Origin of the sequence: Allokutzneria sp. A3M-2-11 16 (assembly GCF_024213555.1) — a bacterium.
Lineage (GTDB): Bacteria > Actinomycetota > Actinomycetes > Mycobacteriales > Pseudonocardiaceae > Allokutzneria.
This window is the reverse complement of the sequence record NZ_JANAVO010000001.1, coordinates 2629861-2650191: the sequence shown is the minus strand read 5'-3', so window position 1 is coordinate 2650191 and position 20331 is coordinate 2629861. Positions and strand designations below refer to the sequence as shown.

Below are 20331 nucleotides of genomic sequence, written 5' to 3'. Positions count from 1 at the left end.
GATGTCCAGTCCCCGGAAGCGAGCCGTCCACTCGTGCGCGAGTGGTTGCAGCGCAACGGTTTCCAGCTACTCACCTCCCGTGGTTGCGCAACGCCCACGCCACTTCGCGGCCGATTTCGTGCGGGTCGGCGGGCGTCGTCACGTTCACCGTCACATCCTGCTTGACGGGAAACCCGTTGTCTTGCAACGGGTTTCGAACTTCCGGGAAACGGCCGGCACGGACCGGCAGGTACGGCGGGACGCGTGGCGGTTGGCTCGCGAAAGCGAGCGCGGGCGTCAGCGTGTCCGTACCGCGTACCGCTCCCACGACATCCGCCGCGAGCGAGCGCGCCGCCCCGACCGCGACACCGGCCGTACGTTCGATGCCGACCGCCAGACCCGGCGGGAGCCACCGCCCAATGTCAGCCATCACCCGCGATGGCGAGCGGATACCGAGAGCGCTCTTCACCCAATCCGGCACGAGGGAGGAGAAGAAGCCGACAATCTTGTTCTTCAGCCACGTGCCCATGTCCACGAGCCCATCCCAGAGACCACGAAGGATGTCGCGGCCAACGTTGAGCAACCACCGGCCCGCATCACCAAGTGCCCCGAGCAGGCGGCCCGGGAGCCCAGCGAGCCATGACAGGAGATCACCGAGCAGCCCCAGGGCCGTGCGGACACCGGTCCGAACTGAGTCAACGATGCCGTCCCACGCTCCGGAGAGGAAGCTCACGACGGAGTTCCAGATATCGGACGTCCACTGCGACACCGTTTCCCAGTTGGACACGATCAGCGCGACCAGGCCGACGACGGCCGCCGTGACCCAGCCAACCGGCCCGAGCGCGATCACCCAGGCGGTAGCCATGCGCGCGGCGTGCAACAGGGATTGCGCCGCTATCGTGACCCATCCGGCCACAGTGGACGCCACGGTTGCCGCCATGCTCGCGGCCATCGAGGCACCGGAGGTCAGCGCTTGGCCCTGGACCATCAACCAGGCGCCCGCCACACGAGCCCCGTGCAGTACGGCGGCGACGCCCAGGGACACCCAGCCGGTGACGGTCTGCGCGAGCGCGTAGGACTGCGCCAGGGCCGCCTTGATGGCTTCCAAACGCATCGCGAGGAAGGTCCCGACGACCTGAGCGCGAGCGGTCAGCGACGCGATTCCCATGGATACCAGCGATGGGAGGAATACCGTCAGGATCACACCGGCCACAATGGACAGCCACGAGCTGTTTTCCGAGATCCACCCGGCGAATGCGGACAGCGCCGAAATCACCACCGTGGTCAGGATCGAGCCGACCACGGACAGAGCCGGGCCGAACGTGGTCGACAACCACGCGGCCACGCGCTCCGCGACCGGCAGCACGTAGCCGCCAACTACAGTGACGAACCCGTCTTGCAGAGCACGGCCGAACTGTGTCAGGCGCGCGGAAGCGTTGTCGTGCAACGACGTTCCAAGCCGGTCCGCCGCTCCCGCTACCTCGGTCAAGCCGTTGACCGCCGGTCGCAGCGCCGCGAGCGCGTCCAAGTTCCCGAGGTCTTCGAACTGGGTTCCGAACAACGCGACAGCGGTATTGCTTTGTGCGACAGGGTCTTTCATCGCGAGCACGCCGTTGACCACCGTTTGGAACGCGTCCCGCGCGGTCGTCCCGCCCGCATGGACCTTGCGTGCCATGTCCTCAGCGTTGAGGCCCAACGCTTGGTACGCCTCCACTGGCCCCTTGGTCATGTCCGTGGAGCGAATGTGGAACTCCTTGACCGCATCCGCTGCCTTGTCCAGCTGGATCTTGCCGCCGGACGCAGCCTGCTTGAGCACGCCGAAGGCTTCCGCTCCGCTGAAACCGATCTCGTGGAAGAACACGGAGTACTCATCCACGGCCTCTAGCAAGTCGTCGCGGACGGCCGCCGGGACGCCCTGGAGTCCGCGCGTCAACAGGTCGAACGCCTCTGTGGCGTCCCTGGCGAGCCCGTACTTGAGCAGCACTCCCGATGACGCCACGGCCCGGTTCACGTCCACGTCGAACACGGACGCGAGATCCAAAGCCTTGCGGGACACCGCTTCCAGCTCAGCTTGTGACCCGAGCTTGCCCAGCGTGGACGTCACGGCCGCGATCGCGGAAGATACCTGCGCGAAGGACTCGCCGTAGCCATCGGCGTAGAGGCGCCCGGCGGCTTCGCCATAGCGGCGTGCCTCATCGGCCGTAGCGCCAAGCTGAGCCCCGAGCTTCGCCGAGATCTGCGCACGGTCCAAGGACTCCGTCAGCAGACCGCCAATACCTCCGGCCGCGACTCCCACGGCGGCGAACTGCGCGGCGCTGGACGCCACGTCCCGGGCGGACTGACCCACCCGGGACGCGAACCCCGCGACGCCCTTCTCTCCCGCGCCAAGCTTCTCGGTCAGATCCTTGACATCACCCAGGATCGTGACCTTGATCGGCTTCGCCAGGCGTCCCCCTCTCCTAGGTCATGACCGGCTCACGCCGCACACCGCCCGCCGACGACCCGCCCCGCTGACGGGCGCGGTTGTCGGCGTTCATGGCTTTGATCAGCGCCCGGTACTCGTCCAGCCGCAGCGCCTGAACGTCAGCCCAGGTGAGCCCGGGGAAGTGCGCGATTAGGCGGGCTTTGGCGACCGCGCGCGACGCGCGGCCCGATTGGGCGCGGCCACGGCGTCGGCCGCCACGGGAGGGTTTTCCTTGTCCCCCAACGAGATGCGCAGCGCGTAGGAGTCCTCGTAGCGGAACTCCGGGTTGTCGCGCAGCGCGATCACGTAGGCCACGGCGCGCAGGAACTTCCCCTTGCGGGCTCCCGGAGCGCCGATGGAGTCGATCGAGGCATCGATCAGGTCTTCGATGCGCTCGATCTCGCCCACGGACAAGTCGTCCATGGAGATGGTCACAGCCTCGCTCAAGCGTCTCCTAGTTGCTGTTGATGTTCTTGTGGACCAAGGCGTTCATGCGTTCACGGAAGACCGCTGAGTACGCGTCCTTGGTTTCTCCGGCCGCATCGAAGAGGAAGAAGCGCGGCTCGATGCCCCGCGCGGGCCAGCCGAAGTGAATCGGCCCGGCATACCGAACCCGGGCGGAGCCCGCGCGCACGATCGCGCCCTTCACGCTTGAAGACGGCTTCACCGACGCCGACAGCGCGCCAGAGCGACGCGGAGCATCCCGGCGGGCCGGAGGCACCACCACGGCGGCCGTGGCCTTGTGCGCCTCCCTCAGCCCCTTCGCGATGTCCTTGCTCTGCGTCTTGCGGATCGCGGTCCGAAGATCCTTGTGTCCGTCGATGCGGACTTGGAACCTCAACCCCATGCGGCGTCCCGGGTTGTGGTGTGCACACCAACGTCAGCCGACACGGCTACTTCTTCGCCTTGACGGCGTCGCCGGGTGGTGTCGGGGGCTTCGTCGGGTCCACTCCGGACGGCTCCACGTAGGTCAGCGACACCGTGCCCGGTCGGCCCGGATCGAGCGCGCGGAACGGCAGCGTCATCGACGTGAGGTCATCGAGCGAGGCTTCCGGCGACTCGCCGGTGAACTGGATCGCGGGAACGACGATGTCCAGCTTCGCCGTAGTCCCGTTGCCGGACTTCGTCACCCCCGTGTAGGAGATGCGCAGTCCCACGATCGCACCGCCTACGAAGTCCTCGTACAGCGGGAGCGTGGCGGACTCGAACTCCGCTTCGATCTCCCCTTCATACTCCGGCAACTCTGCCCGTTTCGGCTGACGCTTCAACGGGTTCGCGCGCACAGCACGGCGATCGGTCTTCAAACCACGGGCGCCCTTCAATGACCACTTGCCCACGGGCACAAGGGTTTCAGCGCCACTCCGAGTGAGGTAGACCGCTCCCCTAGTCCAGTCATAGGCAATGGACTCCGCCGGGTACGTGATCGGCAGGAACTCCGCCTCCACGCCCGTGTGGTTCACGGTCTGAAAGTCAAAGGAAGCCTTGAGCGTCAAGGCTTTCTCGACTTCCTGTTCAAACTCCCATTCGGTGACCACCGCGCCGACGTGACGGTAAGCGACACGGCCGCCATCGGAGAGAGGCCGGATCATCTGCACCGTGTACGACGGTGACCCGGCGGTCGTCGCCGTGCGATAGGACAACGTGGAGGGCGCACCGGCCGCCCCCGTCGCGACCGTGAGCGAATCGAACACGGCACGCAGAAGCGACCCAGCTCCGGAGTCGAGTACGGAGCACTCGATCTCACCTTCCCCACCCATGTCGACGATGCGGCGGCGGTCCGCACGCACGGTCTCCATGCCCGCACGGAAACCGAGGGATTCCACGAACTCGCGGCTGGCCTTCCAACTGTCGCCCTGGCCTTCGTAGCCCTCGGTGCTCCCGGTCGCGGCGACCCCGTAGGCGGTCTCCGAGTTGATCGAGATAGCGGCGTCCAACGCCAAACGATCCCCTTCCTAGGTCAGTAGGCGTGCGCGGACCCGCACCGTGTAGTCACACTGCGCCGTGGTCCCAAGGAAGGACTCCCCGCCTGTGACCACGGCGCGCACGGGGCGCACGTCGATGAGCCCGGGGACGGTGCCCGGGTCGAACTCCTCCATCACTGCCGCGTCGACCTGGTCGCGCAGCTCCCACACGCCGCGTTCGGCGTGGACCGGGTCACCGGGGGCCACGCAGATGGCGCGGATGGTGACATCCGCCGTGAGAACGGAGGGTTTGCGGCGACCGGGCACCATGCCTGTCGGCTCCACGTCCGGCTCCACGGTCTCGGTGAACCACACCGACCGCCGCCGCGCCTTGTCCGCCGGGTCAGCCCACGCGACCAACACACCGGAACCGGACAGCCTCGCGCGAAGCGCGGCGTGAATGGCTTGCTTGGTCAGGAAAACGATGTGCACTCCGCCTCCTGTCAGCCGAATGGTGCGCGTTCGCGGTAGGCGTTCAAGACCGCGTTGACCTCCGGGAGACTGGTCGGCCGCCACACGCCGCCCGCTTGGGCCAAGTTGGTCTGTCCGAACTCGCTCACCAGGGAGGTAGCACGGTCCGGGAGCCGCGCGTGGAGATCGGTCAGGTACTGCCGGGCTAGCGTGCGCACCGCCCACCTGATCGAGACAGGCGGCGGATTCGTCGCACCCCAACGCATCCCCGTGTAGTCCTGCACCTTCTCCACGGCGAAGGCGCGGCCGTCGATCAGGTCGGAGTCGGGGAACAACGTGGCGTCGCCGAGTCCGTCCAGGCGGCGCAGCTCCGGCAGCGTCGCGTACAAGTCCAGGTGCATCCCCTTTCACTGCAAGGGGCACGGCCACCCCAACCGGTCGTCAGGGTGGCCGTGCGCGGATCACGGGGCCGGAGGAGACGGCAGCGTCAGCAGCGCCGATCCCGTGGTGTCGATCAGCGCGCCGCCCGCCCGCTGAACGAACTTGAACGACACCAAGTCCTCGATGAACTTCACTTCGGTGGACCGCGCGACGCGGAGCGGTCCCGCGTACCTGACCGTGAAGCCGCTCAGGTCGGAGAGCGCAAGGTGGTGCTCGTTCGCACCGGAGAACGCCGGGTCAAGCTCCAGCGGCTGACCCATCAGCACGAGCACACCGCCGTCCGAAATGGACTTCAACAGGTACGTGCCGTCGTTGTCCTTGAGCTTGCGCAACCGCGCGATCGACTTCCGGCCGGTGATCCACGTCGCCCGCCGGGCCGCGAACGTCGGCAACGAGTAATACGTGTCAATGACGGCGTCGGTGATCTGGGCGTCCTTGATGTTGGTGCCCGTGATCGTGGTCCGCAGCTCCGGCAGGATGCCCGTGGTCGGGTTCAGCAGCGCGGCGGTGAAGTCGTGGCCCATCTGGTCCGCGAGGTTCGGCGCGGCGTCGGCCGCGAGGAAGTCCACCAGGTCCACGGCGTCGTCCTGGACCAGTTCCACCGAGACGTGGGAGACGTAGCCGTACTTCTCCACACCCAGCGGGACCGTGTCGGTTGCCGGGTAGTTCTCCGGCAGCGGCGCACCCTCGTTCGTCTTCACGGTCGGCCGAACCGGACGCACCCGGGGGAAGTCGATAGCCTCCCCGCTGGTCGTCTGAAGCACCCGGGCACCGGCCGCAATCACATACGAGCGCTCCCCGATGAGCTGAAGCAACGTGGAGTACAGCGACCGCAGCGGCGTAGCCTTGCCTGCCTGCTTGTTCGCCGCGTCCACGGTGACGCCCATCATCGCGCGGAACTCCGTCGCCCCACCTTCACGCAGCGATCGAAGAGCGCGGTTGTCATCGGAGCCGGGGCGCTGCATCGGAATCACGTTGTGCTCGTCCAACAGCGCGAGCACCGCATCCCGAGTCTCCCTGGCGCGCTCCTCCGCCTCCTGACCCGCGATGCGGGCGTCCAGCTCGTCCAGGCGCGCAAGGATGCGCGTCTCCATCTCCGCGCGCTGGTCGTCCGCCACCGCCTGGAGAGCATGCTCCGCGTGGGCGCGCTCCTCCGTCGCCGTGGTGGGTGCCGTGGTGACCGTCAGTGTGTCTCCTTCTCCGTCAGCACGGCCTGACGCCGTGGAATTCTGTTGCAGTGCAACGGGAATTGACCGCAGGGCCGCCGTGGTGTCCGGATAGGCCGGTGTGGTCACCGGTCCCAGCTCAGTAACGCGGAAGTCCCGCAGGGTGCGGATGAGTTCGCCGGTCGCGTCGTCGCGGGTCCATTCCTGGTCCGCGTCCGAGTCGCCCAGGCGGAACCTGAAGGACGAGCCGGAGATGATGCGGCGCTCGATCAGGTCCGCGACGTCACGGCCCGCCGTAGTATCCGGGAGGTCGATCTCATACCAGCCGCCGACGTCATCTAGGCCGGTCCGCAGCCCGTACCCGGTGCGCCCGAGCGGTTTGCCGAAGTCGTGGTTGAACGTCGCCACCAGGTCGCCGTGCTCCATGTCCGCGCGGCCCGCTCCGGGGTCGATCCGTTCCCGGAACCCGCCGAGATCTTGTGAGAGCCGGTTGAACACGTAGGCATAGCCCCGGATGATGGTTTTTCCTTCTAGGGCGCGGAGTTCGACCGCGCCGTGGAGATCGCGCCGTTCGGCGCTCAAACAGCCTCCGTCTCGTCCCCGCCGTCCGGGGTGGTGTCGTCGGTATCCCCAGACGGGTCGCTGGACGCGGTGAGCGCCATCGGTCCATCGGGTGTGAGGATCGCGAGGTTCGTCGGCACCATCAGGAACCCGCCCAGCCCGGAAGGGTCCGGCGGAAGATCCTCCAGCGCGCGCACTTCGTCGCGGGCGTAGATCCCGTTTTGGATGCCGGTCCGGTAGGACTCCAAGCGCTCCGCAAGCGCCCCACGCGCAAGCGCGTCCAGGTTGAACCGGACGAACTCGCCCGCGCTCACGGCGTCATCGCCGAGAAGCGCGGTGAGCCCTTCCTCCAAACGCTCCGCCCATGCGCGAACGGCGAACTGGACGAACGCCGTGTTTTGCTCGGACAAGCCGGAACCCCACGACGTGGAGCCGGAGGCGTCCGCGATCAGGTGCGGCGGCACCCCGTACAGGCGCGCGATGTCCGGAATCTGAAACGCCCTGGTCTCCAGGAACTGCGCCTCATCCGGGGAGATCGTGACCTTCTGAAACTTCGCATCTTCGGTGAGGATCGCGAGCCCATGCCGGTTCCCGGCTCCGCCGTGGATCGCGCGCCACGTCTGCCGTGCCGCCCGCAGACCGGCCGGGGTCATCGTGCCGGGAACGGAGATCACAGCTCCCGGTGTCGCGCCGTTCTCGAAGAACTCTGCTCCGAACTCCTGTGCGGCAAGGGAAAGGCCGATGGTGCGCCGTGCGGCATCCAGCGGGCTCACGCCCGTCAGGCTCCCCGTGAGTGGCATTCCCTTGATGTGCAACACATCTTCACGGGAGAGAGCGCCGACGACTTCCTGTGCCCCGTCCTCACCGGTCAGCGACAGCTCATAGATCAGCTCACGTCGGCCTTTGCCGCGTTTGAGGTACTTCGGCGTCACGGCTGAGACGGGGATGACGTCCAGGGCCAGGATCTCCGCGCCCGCGCGGGTCACCAGAATGTAGGCGTTGCCCTCCAACAAAAGGCTGGTCATCACGGTGGCCACGAACTCAATCCACCGTGTGTCCGGATTCGGCTTCGTCAGCCACGATGGGCGATCCAACGGCTCCCGTGTCCCCGTTGTCGTGCGCTTGAACAACCCCACGGGCGTGGTAGCGATCGTGTCCGACAGCAGCCGCACGCACGCGTAGACCGCCGACACCGCAAGGGCATCGCGCGGTGTGAGCGCCTTCGCCGCAAGTGCGGGCTCAGCTCCGCCAAGCTCGGCGTTGGTCGTTGCCTCCGCCGGATCAATCGCGGTTGCCGACCGGGTTTCGACCGGGGCAGCGAGGAAGTCCAGGAACCCCATCAGCCCACCGCCCGTGATCGTGCGATGCACACCGCGAGCACGATCAGCAGCACCCCGCGCACGAGCGGGCCGCCCGCCGGATGCACGGTCGCGGCCCCCTCCGAGACCTGCCAGCCGCCCGCGAGCGCGATCAGCTCCGTGCGGCTCGCTGTGATCGAGGCCCAGACCGCGAGTGCCGCCGTGGCGGCCGTCTTCGTTGCCCTGTCAGCGAAAGCCCGAAGTTTCCCGGGCGTGCGCTCCTCCAACCACACCCCCTGTTCACCACGTGTCGTCGTTTTCGATGTCGTTCCACGGGTCGCCATTGAGCAGGAACCCGTCTACGGGTCGCTCTTCGCGGTGTAGGTACGCGCGATAGAGCGCCATTACGAACGCGACCGCCAAGTCAATGTGTCGGCGGCTGGTCGCGGATTCCTTGGTGATCCGCTCACCACGCGAGTCGGTTTTCAGCACCGCGTTGCCGATGTGGCGCGCTAGCTCCGGCTGGCCGGAGTGCGTCACCAGACCATCCACAATGGACGTGTAAGCAGCGTGCGTCGCGGGCACCATGCGCACCACCGAGTTCGGGAACTCCACGATCGGCAAGCCCTCATCGCTGAGCATCTGCGCTTGCACGGAGAACCACGCCGGGTCCGCCGCGACTTCCCGAACGGAGTACGTCCGGCACACGTCACGGACGCGCTCCATCACGTCATGAATCGGCGTCCGCCAATGCGGATCACCGCGCGGAGCCTCCCAGTGCCCCAACACCTGCACGTGTAGATCCCTCAAGCGGACGCCGACGATGGCCGTGGAATCGTTGCGCCACGCGGCATCCACGCCGACCACGATCACGTCACCCGGGGCGAACAGTTCTCCGGGGCGCGCGAGCTTGCTCCACGCGCCGTGTGGCAGCCACGCGGAGCCGCCCCGGATGAACTCATTGAGCCTGTACATCCTGAAATTTGGCTCTGGCGTGCGCTTTACGGAGGACTCGAAGTCCTTCCTGTTCATGATCGACCACGACGGATTGCAGCGCTCCCACACCGCCGGGTCAGTGTGATCCACCGTCATACCCGGACGAACCCCATACCATCGCGACCAGAACGAAGTGTCATCTACTTCGCCTGTGGCACACAGGTTCCCGTGGTCGATCAGCTCCGCGAACGGACCATCCGGGTAGGGACCGGCGGTGCTGATCACAAGGAACAGCGGTGATCTGCGCTGCGCGGAACCTAGCGTCAGCGCGTCGAACAGGTCGGAGTTCTTCGCTTGGGCGTACTCGTCCATCACGACGAACGACGGGTTAAGACCTTGCTGTAGACCCGCGTCCGCCGAGACGGTCACGAAGACGCCACCCGTGGCGTGACAGGTGATCCGGTCCCGATGGACCGTGCAGATTTTCGCCAGCAGCGGCGACATCCGCACCATGCGCGCGGCTTCCCGGAACAAGATCCGCGCCTGTTCGCGCGTGTTCGCGGCACACACGACTTCGGGCGCGGAGTCGCGCGGATCGGCGCACAGGTGATACAGCGCAAGCGCCGCAGCCAACTGAGTTTTTCCGTTCTTCCGCGCGATCCCCAGGACCGCCGTACGGTGCCGACGCTCCCCATCAGACGTCAGCGCGTAAATCGCGTCAATGACTTCCCGTTGCCACGCAAGCAAAAGGAACCGCTGACCGAGATAGCTGCCACCTAGGGTGAGGTGCTGGACGAACTTCCGGACACGGCGGCCCTCGGTGCGCAGTTCACACCACCCCCGCTTTCGTCAGTCGTCGTCCAGGTCTCCCAACAGATCCGCGAGCGAGCGCTCCGTGATGCCGGACGCGGCAAGCCCCAGACGGAGCCGCGACTCCAAGTTCAGACCGAGGGTCGTCTCAATGGCGCGGAGTTCCTTCTCCGTCGACTCCACGAAGCGCAACGCCGGGTGCATCACCGGCTGACCCATGGAGCCCACCGTCGTCAGCCCGTCCGCGTCGATCTCCGCCAGCAACTCCGCCCGGCGGTCGTGCAACTCCGCGTACCGCGTGATCACGAACCTGTCCGATGCCGGGTTGTACACACCGGCACCAGCCGCCCACACCGCCCGCCACACATCACGGCCCACAGAGCCAAGCGACGCAGGGACACGGGGAGCGCGACCACCATGCACGGGCGGCGCGGTCACATCCGCAGAACGCGGGTTGCCAGAAGGGTTGGCCTTCGAGCGGGACATGGCGATCCTCCCTTCAAGCTGTGGATCTACGCATTGCCGAACGAGCACAGGGGAGCACGGCCCTAGGGTCCAGGGACCGCATTCGTTGTGGTGTGCACGCCACCCGCACCGCCACATGTACGGTGAGCACACACGGACAACCAACACCACTGCTGAGCGAGAGCACTCCCTTTTGGGCTTGGCAGGGGTGTTTTCCGGATTCGTCCAGCAGGCATCTGAACTCATCCTCACGACCGACGGTGCACCGACACGCGCAGCTCCTATCCGGGGAGCTGTAGACGGGTGTGCTCGTGGGCTGGTCCGATCTCGCTTCGCTGTTGTCTGCTAGCCCCTGGATCACGGGCGGCGCTCTCGTGCTGCTCGTGCTTCACGGCCGCTCCATGAACGCCGTTGTTGCCTCAATCCTCGCCAAGATGGACCCTGGCGACCGGCCCGTGACGGTCACCGTCCAGTGGCTCCCGGTCCCTAAGGTCCACGTCGAAGTGGGAGCACGCCGGGTACGCGGCGAGCCGCTGTCGGACACGACGAAGGACGAGCCGCCGCAGAGTCGCTAGCCTCCAAGCGTGGCCGCAAACGATCAGATCAAGCGCACCGTCGACGCGCATAAGAGCGTGATGCACGACGCGATCTTGGACATGGGCAATGCCGTCCGGGCCGGTGACGCACCCGCGATCCGAGACGCGGGCGACACCATCCAGAACGTTGCGCACTCCTTCGCCGAGTGGATCGAGGCGAACAGCTCCGAGCAGTGACCACTACGCGGACCGGCTTCACGTCCGTCCCGGGGCCACCACTCGGAGAGGTCCAACCGGTCTGGCCGGGGAGCACGTCGCCGCGCAACTCGAAGACGAGCGCAAGCGGCGACGCCTACCCAGCCCGGACCAGGTAAGGCCCAGTAGCGCGCCGTTAGGGGGCGGCTACGGGGCTTCAGGGGCTTTCACCCGCGCGCCAGCAGGCTGTTCTACGGTCCGCTTCCGGGCCATCCGCGACGTCCGCGCAGGGAGTACGACCGACGCGGGATCAGGAAAGACGGCTTCGCACTCAGGGCGTGCGAGAAGAGGGCCTGGAATTGATCGCGGCCTCCTGAATCACCTTCATACCGAATCGGCAAGTTCGGCGGTACCCGAAACGTTTCCCGGCCCCGACAACAACGGAAGCTGAACGAGGGAAATGCTGCTACACTCCGCCAACTGCCTATCAGGATAGGTGGATGGCGCCCGGCAATCTCTGGAGAATCAATGAAACGCACGTTGACTGTGTTGACGGTAGTTATGGGAACTTTCGCTCTGATGACTCCCGCCGCCTCCGCCGCCTCGTCGGCGACATCGGAAGCCAGTGACTCGAGGGGCCTGCTAGCCAAGGTCACCTGCACGCGAAACGGGTCGGTGAACAAAGAGCACAGCTACAACTGCGAAATCAAGAACTACGACAGCGTCAATCACGCCTTCATGAAGAAGTCGACACCCAAGTACGAAATTATTGAGAACCCCTTCGGCAAGGGCAAGTCATATACTGTGTACGTCGGGAACGTGCAGGCGGGAAAGAAGCTGCACTTCAACTCCTTCTCGGGTTACATTGAGGGCCACGTCACTAGCATCTACGCCGAAGGACCACAACGGACCCTCTGACTCGTTGCACCGTGAGTGGCCGAGGCATCAGTCCCTCGGCCACTCTGCTGACGGCGCGGCGCGGGCGACGGGGGCCAGGCGGTCTTGCTCCGCGCTCGGCCCGCCGATTCTTCACCGGCGCAGCAGGAAGATCGCGGCGAGCAGATCCGCAAGCACGCCGAAGCACGGGCCAAGGACAAGACCGAGCGACCGCTCCACGGACCGGCATCATCGTCCGTCCCGGTGTCACTACTCGAAGGGCTCCAACGACCCGGTCGGGGAGCACGTCACCGCGCAGCTCGAAGACGAGCGCAAGCGGCGGAACTCGTACCCGACCGGGCCAGGAAAGCACCGTCAAGCGCCGTTAAGGGCGGTTACGGGGTAGTTCAGGGGCGTTTACCCCCACTTCAGCAGGTCGTTCTACGGCTCGTTTTGGCCCAGTTTGCAGCATCTGCGCAGGTAAAGAATCCGTTGCGCTGTCAGGAAAACGCCGTCGCACTCAGGGCGTGTGAGAAGAGGGCCGGGCTGTTCCTGCGGTCAGGGCCGCCCGAACTTTCGCCCCGCCCCCGCCTGCCGGAGCGCTCGCTCCCCGTTCTCCGCGTTCGTCTTGTCCAGGTGGCACGCGACGCACAGCGCCTGCACGTTCGCGGGCTCGTCACGGCCACCGTCGACCAGGGCCACGACGTGGTCAACACGGATGCGGTCGGCCCCATATATAAGGCCACAGCTCGCGCACCGGGCGCGGCCAACGCGGTTCACCGCACGACGGGCCGCACGGCGAGTGCTCTCCGTTCCGGGTGTCCGGCGTTGACCGCCGCAGCGCTCGCACAGGGACGCACCGGGGGCCGCAGCGCCGGGGCACATGCGGCAAGCAGTAGCCACCACGGGCACACCCCCTTCACCTAGTACACCCCCCGCGCTACAACCAGCGACCAGGCGTTTTGCGGCGACTCCGGATCTCGTTACTTAGCTGTGACCAGCGAACGGGCGGGTAGTGCAGAGATGACGAGTTCACCCCTCTCCCGGGTTCTTCTTAAGGAAGAAGAGGAGGAGGGATATAGAGAGATACGGAAACGGCCCCCAAGTCTGCATCTCTGCACACCTGGGGGCCGCGTCCGCCGGGCCGCGAGCACCATTAAGCGAGCCAGTCGATTTCGATACGCGCAGGGTCCCACCCTTGATTCCTTTTCTCTACTGGCTTCAAGCGCACCTTCTTCACCGCCAGACGCAGAAGCGCCCTTTTCTCCGGAACCGAAGCTGCCTCCCATGCTGGTCTCGATAGGTTCGGGTCCAGCAAAGGCGAGATATCAACAGTGGGTACCGGAGTTTTCTTGAAGATCTCAATGGCAGCCGACAGACGTTCTTCAAGGCGAGATTTTTGCCGCGCAAAGCCACTCTTATCGATCAGCCCATCAGCGAAGGCGTCTTCGGCTCGTTCGATCGACTTTCGGACTTCTCCGATTGTCTTCTCAGCGGCTGCCCGCTGCGCAAGCTCCGCAGGCTTCTCATGAGCAGTCCAGCGCTCCGCGATGACATCTAGAAGCGGGTCCCCAGGTTCACACGCTGCTAGGTGGTTGATGAACCGCTCACCGACTTCGGCGTCTGCGATTGCCCGCTTCATGTACATTCCCGCACAGGAATTGCCACCCACACCAGCAGTTCGCGCGCGCCTCTCACACGTGTACGAAGCAGAGCCACCGTCTTGCTTGTCTTTACCGGTGCCCATTACGTTTGATCCGCACACTTCCCCCTGATCTGCGAGAGAGTCACAGCAACCAAGGCCATTTCCGAGCAGCAGCTTCGAGACCCTGCGTCCCGATCTCGCAAAACGAGCATCCATGCGCTTCATTCCGCGCTCTTGACTTCTAGCTTCAACCAACGCGACAATGCGACGATGCTCTTCTAGAGTAACTACACCGTCCCCTACGAACGTAGGAGACTTAAAATCGTTCTCGTCGTCCATCTCCTCACCGAGGATCATCGGGCGATAGAAGTACTTCCCACCCTTTAGCCTTTTGCGAACGATTGCGACCCCCGCCCACGCGGGATTGGTCACGATCCTGAGAACGCTGGCCGTGGTCCACAACCCGCCCCTTGCGCTCGCGATTCCTTCGCCGTTAAAGAGCTTCATCACGTCGTATCCGCTGTGTTCGCTCAGCATCAAGTCAGCCATGCGCCGCGCGTACGGGTAGGTCTCGGGGTCGTGGCGGAGATGTTGATCAACCACTCGAAGCCCATAGACCGCCCGATGCCACAGCCACTTGCCCTCTGCGCGACGTCTCGCGATGCCTCGACGCGATCTTGTGGAGGTGTTCTTGCTCTCCCCTCGGGCCATGATCGCGCGGAGCCCAATGTTCAACTCGGCGTCGTCCCGGCGAGAGTCGATCCCGTCGGCCACCGTGACGAGACACGCGTCCGCATCGTCAAGCACCCGCAGCACGGCTCCGGCTTGCTCCATTCCGCGCCGCGTCACCCGATCGACGGCGTAGGAGATGACCATCTCTCCGGGGAGGACGTCCGACAGAAGTTGATCAAACTCGGGTCGCTTCACCCACTCCTGGTAGGCACTCGTTCCCGGCTCTTCCCGATAGACCTTCCGGACCGCACGGCCGTGGGCTGCCGCTAGCGTCCGGCACTCAGCTTCTTGATCTTGAGGCGACATCTGGTGCAGCTCGAACTTCGACACGCGCGTGTAGATCCGCGCGCCCCCCTCACCATCGCTCATCATGGTCAAAGCCTATTTCATACAAGTATCGGGCGCGCTGAAAACGTTCTTCGATTCCGTTTTCTACCCGTGCCTCGACGCCACGAAGGGCCGTCCGTACGGCCTCTACGTGCACGGCAACAACGACACCACCGGCGCAGTGCGCTCGGTCGAGGGCATCACCAAGGGCATGGGCTGGGAGAAGGCCGCCGACCACGTCCTCGTCGCGGGCGAACCGGGCAAGGACGACCTGCGAGCGTGCTGGGAACTCGGCGCGACGGTCGCGGCCAACCTGATGCCCTGATCGCTCAGGCCGATTTCGAAGGACGCCGCCACGTATTCCTTCCGGCATTCACCGACCGCCGAAGCCACAGCCTGGCCGATGCCTGAAGAGCCCGGTCGGCCACTAGGGCGTTCGGTCGCACGGCTTGCTCCCAACCACTTCAAAGGTCTGGCGGGCCGGAGTTGCACGCGCTCGACGAGATCGGACCGGCAGGCGGGCTAAAAGGATGTCGACGCAAGAATTCAACGGGTGGGAAGTTTCCGGCTTCGCCCGACCCAGCCTGGGAAAATAACGATTCGACACCCCCTAAACCGGACATCGCCTTCGTGGCAACGGGCGCCGGGCACGGACATCGGGACCGCCCGAAAGGCCGCCTTTGCCAGCCCGTTTCAGCAATTCGTCAACTTCGTCCAGCTATAGATGGACAGAATCAGCATAAAGACCGTCAAACGAGCCAGGTGAGCGCGCTGTTGACTCGTTCATCCCAGGTCATACCCTACAAATTCGTTCATGACCTGGGGGCAGGGATGACGTCTGTACTGGAAAGGTTTCGTGAAGAACCGGAACACGTGACAACACTGGGCGTACTACCAGAACTGGACGGAGCCGACTGGGTCGCGGCGCTGCCGGACGGCGGGCTCGCCTCCATCGGCCGCGGCCTGCTGGACCTGGTGCGCGGCGTGTGCGGCGCCGACTTCGACGGGTTGAGCCCGCGGCGCCTGGTGATCGACCTGCGGATGCGGCGGCCGTTGTGCACCGGCTCCCCCGTGGAGCTGCGCGCCCGCCAGGTCGACGGGCCGGTGTGGGAGGTGCGTGCGGTACGGGACGGCGAGGTGGTCTGCACCGGCCTTGTCGAGGTCGAGATCTCTTGCGCCCCAAGGGAAAACCGGGTCCTCGGCATCGACGAAGTACTGGACGCGGCACTGCGCTTCGCGGTGACCCTGGGCGATCTCCAGTGCCCGCCGGAGGGTCCGCCGCTGCTCGGGATGCGCGCCGAGCTGCACCGCGGACTGCCGGGGAGGCGCCCGCTCACCCTGACCTGCGTGCCGGAGTCCGGCCGGGTCGGGCGTGAGGTCGGCATCGCCGACCAGTTCGGCGCCGACGTCGGCCGCGTGCGCTTCGACTGGTTCGCGGCGAGCAGGTGCCACCGGCGGAACGCCACCCGGGTCGCCTGATGCCCCGTCTGGTCACCGCGGACCTGCCCGCGCTGCTCGATCCCTCCGTGGTGGGCCACCGGTTCGCCCGGCAAGCGGCGCTGCGCAGGCAGGGATTCGGTGTCCCGGCCTTCTTCTGCGTCCCGGCGAGCGCGCTGGAGCACGTGCTCACCTCGGTGCTCGACCGGCTTGGAGTGCCGCCGCCGCACGGTTATCCGGACCTGCTGACGTGGTCGGAGTCGGCGGGCAAGGAGCTCCGGGCGACCGGGGTGGACGACGAGCTGGCGTTCGACCTGCGCACCGAGTTCGACCGGCTCGTCGGCGTCGGCGGGGTGGCCGCGGTGCGCGCCTGCGTGTTCGCCGGGCACGGCGATTCCTTCGAGGGCATCAGCAACGGCTACCTCTACGTGCCGCGGCACGAGCTGGCCGACCGCGTCGCCGACTGCTACGCGTCGGTCTTCTCCCCGCAAGCCCTGCTGCACGCCACGCACCGCGGTATGGATCTACGCTCCATCCGCGTCGCGGTCGGCGTCCAGCGGACCGCGGTTGGGCAGGGCTGACACACCTGGGGGTTCGATGGCCTGGACCGACTACATCGACGACTACTGCGAGCGCACGGAGCCGGGCCTGCTGGCCGAACCGCTCAACGCGCTCAGCAACGTCGCGTTCCTCGTCGCCGCGGTCGCGCTGTGGCTGGCGGTGCGCAAGACGGCGCCCGCCCGGCCGGGCAGCCTGTACGTGCTCGCCGTGCTGCTGGCGCTGATCGGCCTCGGCAGCGGCGCGTTCCACACGATCGCGACCGGCTGGGCGCAGTTCCTCGACGTCTTCTTCATCGCGGTGTTCATCCACGTCTACGTCGTGTGCTTCCTGCACTGGTTCTACGGCGTGCGTTGGTCCCTGGCCTGGATCGGCGCCCCGGTCTTCGCGGCGTTCAACGCGGTGATGGGGATGGTCACCGGCGGCGAGGGCTCGGCTTCCTACCTCCCGGCGCTCATCGGCCTGGCCGCCTTCACCGTCGCGCTCTCGGCGAGCCGAGACCGGGAACTGGCGCGCTACCGGATCTGGTTCGGCACGGCCACCGCGACCTTCGCCCTGTCCCTGCTGCTGCGTTCGGTCGACCTGAGCGTGTGCCCCACCTTCACGCCGGGAACGCACTTCCTCTGGCACACGCTGAACGCGTGTGTGTTGTACCTGGTGGGAAGGGCCGCCGTGGTGCGCGCCCGGCAGGTTTAGGGGTTTCTCCCGATGTTGGGCGGAAGCGGCTTCGGCAGGATTTTCCTCAGCGGGGCGGAGGTACGCCGAGGGGTCGCACCTCCGTCCTGACTAGGGCCGGGGGACGCAGTACAAGGGGGAGACGCGGCACGGCACGGACATGAGTCGGATTCGGGGGAAATCCGAAAGTCCGTGACCGTTGCCGCGTCTGTTCGTGCACGCGTTTGACCAGGTTGTGACCATCTTGTGCAGGTCATCGGAATCGACCAACCGATTGTCTGGCAGCCATCCGAGTGATCGCGTTTTCGATTCGGTGAGCGACTTGAACTACCCCCTAGAGTGGCACCGGTTCGGCGCCGTCTAGGGGGTTGAGAAGTGGGCACGAAGTCAGCGGCCGACCGACCGGATGGCGATCGTGTCGCGACTCCGGCGGTGCGGCGGGGACGGCCGACGCTGCGCGAGGTCGCGGCGGCCGCGGGAGTCGACGTCTCGACGGCGTCCCGGCTGTTACGCGGCCAGGACATGCCGTACCGGGCGGAGACCCGGCAACGCGTGCTCGACGCCGCGGAGAAGCTGGGCTACCGCCCCAACCAGCAGGCCCGTGCGCTCCGGCTGCAACGCCAGCAGGCGATCGGGTTGCTCGTGCCCGACCTGGACAACTTCGGCTTCACCCAGATCCTGCGCGGCGTGCAGGAGGTGGCCGCCGAGCAGGAGTACACGCTGATGCTGGTCGAGGCGGGCGCGGGCGCGGGTGAAGGCGGCGGCATCAGCTACGAGCGCCTCGGCCTCGAAGGCCGGGTCGACGGCATCCTGGTCGCCTTCGCCAGCATGGACGACCCGCACGTGCAGGAGTGGGCCGAGCGCGAGCGCCTGCCGATGGTGCTGGTGCAGCGCGGCACGCCGAGCTACCCGGCCTCCGTCGTGATGGACGAGCAGCGCAACGTCGCGGTGATGGTGCAGCACCTCGTCGAGCTGGGTCACCGCCGGATCGGTCACGTCAGCGGGCCGCTGCGCACCGACACCGGGCTGCGCCGCCAGGAGGGCTTCGCCGCGGCCATGCGCGAGCACGGCCTCACGGTGCGCCCCGAGTGGATCGCCGACGGCGGCTTCCACTGGACCGGTGGCCAGGCCGCGGCCCGCGAGATCCTGGACGTGCCCGCGGCGGACCGCCCGACCGCGCTCGTGGTGGCCAACCTGATCAGCGCGCTCGGCACGCTCAGCGCCGTCCACGAACTGGGCCTCACCGTGCCCGGCGACCTCTCGGTGATCGCGATAGACGAGCACATCGTCGCCGCGCACACCAACCCGCCGCTGACCACGGTGCAGACGCCGCAACGCGAACTCGGCCGCCGCGCCGCGCAGATGCTGCTCAACTCGCTGTCGGGCGAGAAGCCCAGCCGCGTCATGATCACCGACCCGCCGCCGAGCCTGGTCGTGCGCGCCTCCACCGCCCCACCCCCGCCTCCCCCTGACCCTCCTCCCCAACTCCCCGAATGACTCATTCAGGGCCGTGGAGTGCCCTGAATGAGTCATTGGGGGAGTTGGAGTACCTCAATGACTCATTCAGGGCCTTCTAACGCACCAAACGCGGCATTGGCATGGTGCGGGCGTGGGGCTAGGTGGTGACGGGGAGGGTGGAGATGCCGTAGACGGCCATGTCGGGGCGGAACTCCACGTCGGCCACGTCGATCGCGAGGCGGAGATCGGGTACCGCGCGGGTCAGCGCGGTCAGGGCGGCGACGAGTTCGGCGCGCGCGAGCATCTGGCCGAGGCACTGGTGCACGCCGAAGCCGAACGCGATGTGGCGGCCCGCAGGGCGGTGCAGGTCGAGGGTGTCGGGGTCGGGGAACACGTTCTCGTCGCGGTCGGCCGACGCCAGTGCCACGAGCACTCCGTCACCGGGCCGCATTGCTTGTCCCCCAACGGAAACATCGGCGACGACGGCGCGGGCGACGCCCTGCTGCACGATGCTGGAGAACCGGAGCAGCTCCTCGACCGCGCCGGGCACCAGAGCGGGATCGGCGCACAGCTCCCGCCAATGCGAACGCTGTGTCAGCAAGGTCAGCACGCTGAGGGCGATCATGTTCGCCGTGGTCTCGTGCCCCGCCACCAGGAGCAGGCGGGCGATGCCGACCAGCTCCTCGTGCGCCAGCTCCCCCGTGCGAACCCGTTGCACCACAAGGCGGCTGAGCAGGTCGTCGCCGGGTCGGGCGGTCTTCAAGCGCACCAAACCGTCCAGGTAGGCGCGCAGGTCCTCCACCGCCTGTGCGACAGCCGAAGCAGGCGCGGCGCGGTCGAGCTGGACCTGGCTCCGCTCGTTGAAAAACAAGCGGTCGGAGTGCGGAACGCCGAGCAGCTCGCAGATCACCAGCGACGGCGCCGGGCGGGCGAAGACCTCGACCAGGTCAACCGGGCCATCGACCGCGGTCAGCTCGGCGAGGCAGTCCGCGATCACCTTGTCGATCACCGGGCTCAGCGCCGCCATCCGCTTGACGGTGAACTCGCCGGTCAGCATGCGACGCAAGCGCGTGTGCTCCGGCGCGTCCATCGCCAGGAAGACCCCGGGCGGCGGCGGTCCCTCCGGCAGCGGCCGGATCGCCGGGTAGCCGGGCGCGCTGGGCACCGAGCTGAACGCGGGATCGCCGAGCACCACCTTGGCGTCCGCCTGCCGCGTCACGAACCACACCTGCTGTCCGTTGCGCAGTCGAACCCGGGAGACCGGCAGCTCGGCGCGCAAACGGGTGTAGTCCGGCGGAGGGTGGAAAGGATCATCGCGGCGCATCGGGTAGTCCACCTGGCCATCATGCGAGATTTCCCATGGCCGCGTTGTCGGTACCGGGTGTGAGGATCACGGCAAG

Annotated in this window: 21 protein-coding genes and 1 pseudogene; 8 read left to right on the top strand and 14 right to left on the bottom strand. The window is 66.6% G+C overall.

What is annotated here, in order from left to right:
• Positions 1–70: 70 nt before the first annotated feature.
• The 11 genes from NLX83_RS13115 to NLX83_RS13065 form a co-directional block, all read right to left on the bottom strand.
• Positions 71–2305: a phage tail tape measure protein gene (locus NLX83_RS13115; RefSeq protein ID WP_254235096.1), complete on the bottom strand. Its 2235-nt coding sequence runs from the start codon at positions 2303–2305 to the stop codon at positions 71–73.
• 288 nt (positions 2306–2593) lie between these two features.
• Positions 2594–2890, bottom strand: a complete 297-nt coding sequence (locus NLX83_RS13110) for a hypothetical protein (RefSeq protein ID WP_254235095.1) — start codon at positions 2888–2890, stop codon at positions 2594–2596.
• 7 nt (positions 2891–2897) lie between these two features.
• Positions 2898–3290, bottom strand: a complete 393-nt coding sequence (locus NLX83_RS13105) for a hypothetical protein (protein ID WP_254235094.1) — start codon at positions 3288–3290, stop codon at positions 2898–2900.
• Between the two features lie 46 nt (positions 3291–3336).
• Positions 3337–4377, bottom strand: a complete 1041-nt coding sequence (locus NLX83_RS13100; protein ID WP_254235093.1) for a phage tail tube protein — start codon at positions 4375–4377, stop codon at positions 3337–3339.
• An 18-nt stretch (positions 4378–4395) separates the two neighbouring features.
• Complete coding sequence (locus NLX83_RS13095) at positions 4396–4836, bottom strand: hypothetical protein (protein ID WP_254235092.1); 441 nt, start codon at positions 4834–4836, stop codon at positions 4396–4398.
• A gap of 11 nt (positions 4837–4847) precedes the next feature.
• Positions 4848–5216 carry a hypothetical protein gene (locus NLX83_RS13090; RefSeq protein WP_254235091.1) on the bottom strand — a complete coding sequence of 123 codons (369 nt, stop codon included), beginning with the start codon at positions 5214–5216 and terminating at the stop codon, positions 4848–4850.
• A 60-nt stretch (positions 5217–5276) separates the two neighbouring features.
• The gene (locus NLX83_RS13085) at positions 5277–7004 is read right to left on the bottom strand and encodes a phage major capsid protein (protein WP_254235090.1); all 1728 of its coding nucleotides are present in this window, start codon (positions 7002–7004) and stop codon (positions 5277–5279) included.
• Entirely contained in the window at positions 7001–8353 is a 1353-nt protein-coding gene (locus tag NLX83_RS13080) for a phage portal protein (protein WP_254235089.1), read from the bottom strand. Before NLX83_RS13080 ends, NLX83_RS13085 begins: the two co-directional genes overlap by 4 nt.
• Complete coding sequence (locus tag NLX83_RS13075; RefSeq protein WP_254235088.1) at positions 8323–8568, bottom strand: hypothetical protein; 246 nt, start codon at positions 8566–8568, stop codon at positions 8323–8325. The genes NLX83_RS13080 and NLX83_RS13075 overlap by 31 nt, the downstream gene beginning before the upstream one ends.
• A 13-nt stretch (positions 8569–8581) precedes the next feature.
• Complete coding sequence (locus NLX83_RS13070) at positions 8582–9964, bottom strand: terminase large subunit domain-containing protein (RefSeq protein ID WP_254235087.1); 1383 nt, start codon at positions 9962–9964, stop codon at positions 8582–8584.
• 102 nt (positions 9965–10066) lie between these two features.
• Complete coding sequence (locus NLX83_RS13065; protein ID WP_256563072.1) at positions 10067–10513, bottom strand: phage terminase small subunit P27 family; 447 nt, start codon at positions 10511–10513, stop codon at positions 10067–10069.
• 290 nt (positions 10514–10803) lie between these two features.
• Here NLX83_RS13065 and NLX83_RS13060 point away from each other — a divergent pair, with 290 nt between their 5' ends.
• The 3 genes from NLX83_RS13060 (at position 10804) to NLX83_RS13050 (ending at position 12141) form a co-directional block, all read left to right on the top strand.
• A complete protein-coding gene (locus NLX83_RS13060; protein WP_254235085.1) occupies positions 10804–11067 on the top strand; it encodes a hypothetical protein in 264 nt (87 codons plus the stop codon).
• A gap of 9 nt (positions 11068–11076) precedes the next feature.
• Entirely contained in the window at positions 11077–11265 is a 189-nt protein-coding gene (locus tag NLX83_RS13055) for a hypothetical protein (RefSeq protein WP_254235084.1), read from the top strand.
• 486 nt (positions 11266–11751) lie between these two features.
• Positions 11752–12141: a hypothetical protein gene (locus NLX83_RS13050; protein WP_254235083.1), complete on the top strand. Its 390-nt coding sequence runs from the start codon at positions 11752–11754 to the stop codon at positions 12139–12141.
• Between the two features lie 516 nt (positions 12142–12657).
• On the opposite strand, the gene NLX83_RS40955 is transcribed toward NLX83_RS13050, so the two are convergent.
• Both NLX83_RS40955 and NLX83_RS13040 read right to left on the bottom strand, forming a co-directional pair.
• On the bottom strand, positions 12658–12984 hold the full coding sequence (locus NLX83_RS40955; RefSeq protein WP_256563786.1) for an HNH endonuclease: 327 nt from the start codon (positions 12982–12984) through the stop codon (positions 12658–12660).
• 271 nt (positions 12985–13255) lie between these two features.
• On the bottom strand, positions 13256–14848 hold the full coding sequence (locus NLX83_RS13040) for a recombinase family protein (RefSeq protein ID WP_254235081.1): 1593 nt from the start codon (positions 14846–14848) through the stop codon (positions 13256–13258).
• Positions 14849–14870: 22 nt separating this feature from the next.
• Between NLX83_RS13040 and NLX83_RS13035 the strand changes: the two are divergent.
• From NLX83_RS13035 to NLX83_RS13015, 5 genes and pseudogenes are all read left to right on the top strand, one after another.
• Positions 14871–15128: pseudogene (locus NLX83_RS13035) on the top strand (flavodoxin family protein); the annotation flags it as partial.
• A gap of 548 nt (positions 15129–15676) precedes the next feature.
• Positions 15677–16282: a hypothetical protein gene (locus NLX83_RS13030; RefSeq protein WP_254235080.1), complete on the top strand. Its 606-nt coding sequence runs from the start codon at positions 15677–15679 to the stop codon at positions 16280–16282.
• Positions 16282–16821, top strand: a complete 540-nt coding sequence (locus tag NLX83_RS13025) for a PEP/pyruvate-binding domain-containing protein (RefSeq protein WP_254235079.1) — start codon at positions 16282–16284, stop codon at positions 16819–16821. The genes NLX83_RS13030 and NLX83_RS13025 overlap by 1 nt, the downstream gene beginning before the upstream one ends.
• A gap of 16 nt (positions 16822–16837) precedes the next feature.
• Complete coding sequence (locus NLX83_RS13020) at positions 16838–17494, top strand: ceramidase domain-containing protein (protein WP_254235078.1); 657 nt, start codon at positions 16838–16840, stop codon at positions 17492–17494.
• A gap of 354 nt (positions 17495–17848) precedes the next feature.
• Complete coding sequence (locus tag NLX83_RS13015) at positions 17849–18970, top strand: LacI family DNA-binding transcriptional regulator (protein WP_254235077.1); 1122 nt, start codon at positions 17849–17851, stop codon at positions 18968–18970.
• A 118-nt stretch (positions 18971–19088) separates the two neighbouring features.
• Here NLX83_RS13015 and NLX83_RS13010 read toward each other — a convergent pair whose 3' ends face one another.
• Positions 19089–20267, bottom strand: coding sequence for a cytochrome P450 (locus NLX83_RS13010; protein WP_254235076.1), 1179 nt, complete (start codon positions 20265–20267; stop codon positions 19089–19091).
• Between the last annotated feature and the right edge of the window lie 64 nt (positions 20268–20331).

Bases quoted from the DNA above. Each gene is read 5' to 3' on its own strand.
- NLX83_RS13065 (WP_256563072.1), bottom strand. From the start codon at position 10,513: ATGTCCCGCTCGAAGGCCAACCCTTCTGGCAACCCGCGTTCTGCGGAT.
- NLX83_RS13050 (WP_254235083.1), top strand. From the start codon at position 11,752: ATGAAACGCACGTTGACTGTGTTGACGGTAGTTATGGGAACTTTCGCT.
- NLX83_RS13040 (WP_254235081.1), bottom strand. From the start codon at position 14,848: ATGATGAGCGATGGTGAGGGGGGCGCGCGGATCTACACGCGCGTGTCG.
- NLX83_RS40955 (WP_256563786.1), bottom strand. From the start codon at position 12,984: ATGTGCCCCGGCGCTGCGGCCCCCGGTGCGTCCCTGTGCGAGCGCTGC.
- NLX83_RS13090 (WP_254235091.1), bottom strand. From the start codon at position 5,216: ATGCACCTGGACTTGTACGCGACGCTGCCGGAGCTGCGCCGCCTGGAC.
- NLX83_RS13025 (WP_254235079.1), top strand. From the start codon at position 16,282: ATGCCCCGTCTGGTCACCGCGGACCTGCCCGCGCTGCTCGATCCCTCC.
- NLX83_RS13105 (WP_254235094.1), bottom strand. From the start codon at position 3,290: ATGGGGTTGAGGTTCCAAGTCCGCATCGACGGACACAAGGATCTTCGG.
- NLX83_RS13020 (WP_254235078.1), top strand. From the start codon at position 16,838: ATGGCCTGGACCGACTACATCGACGACTACTGCGAGCGCACGGAGCCG.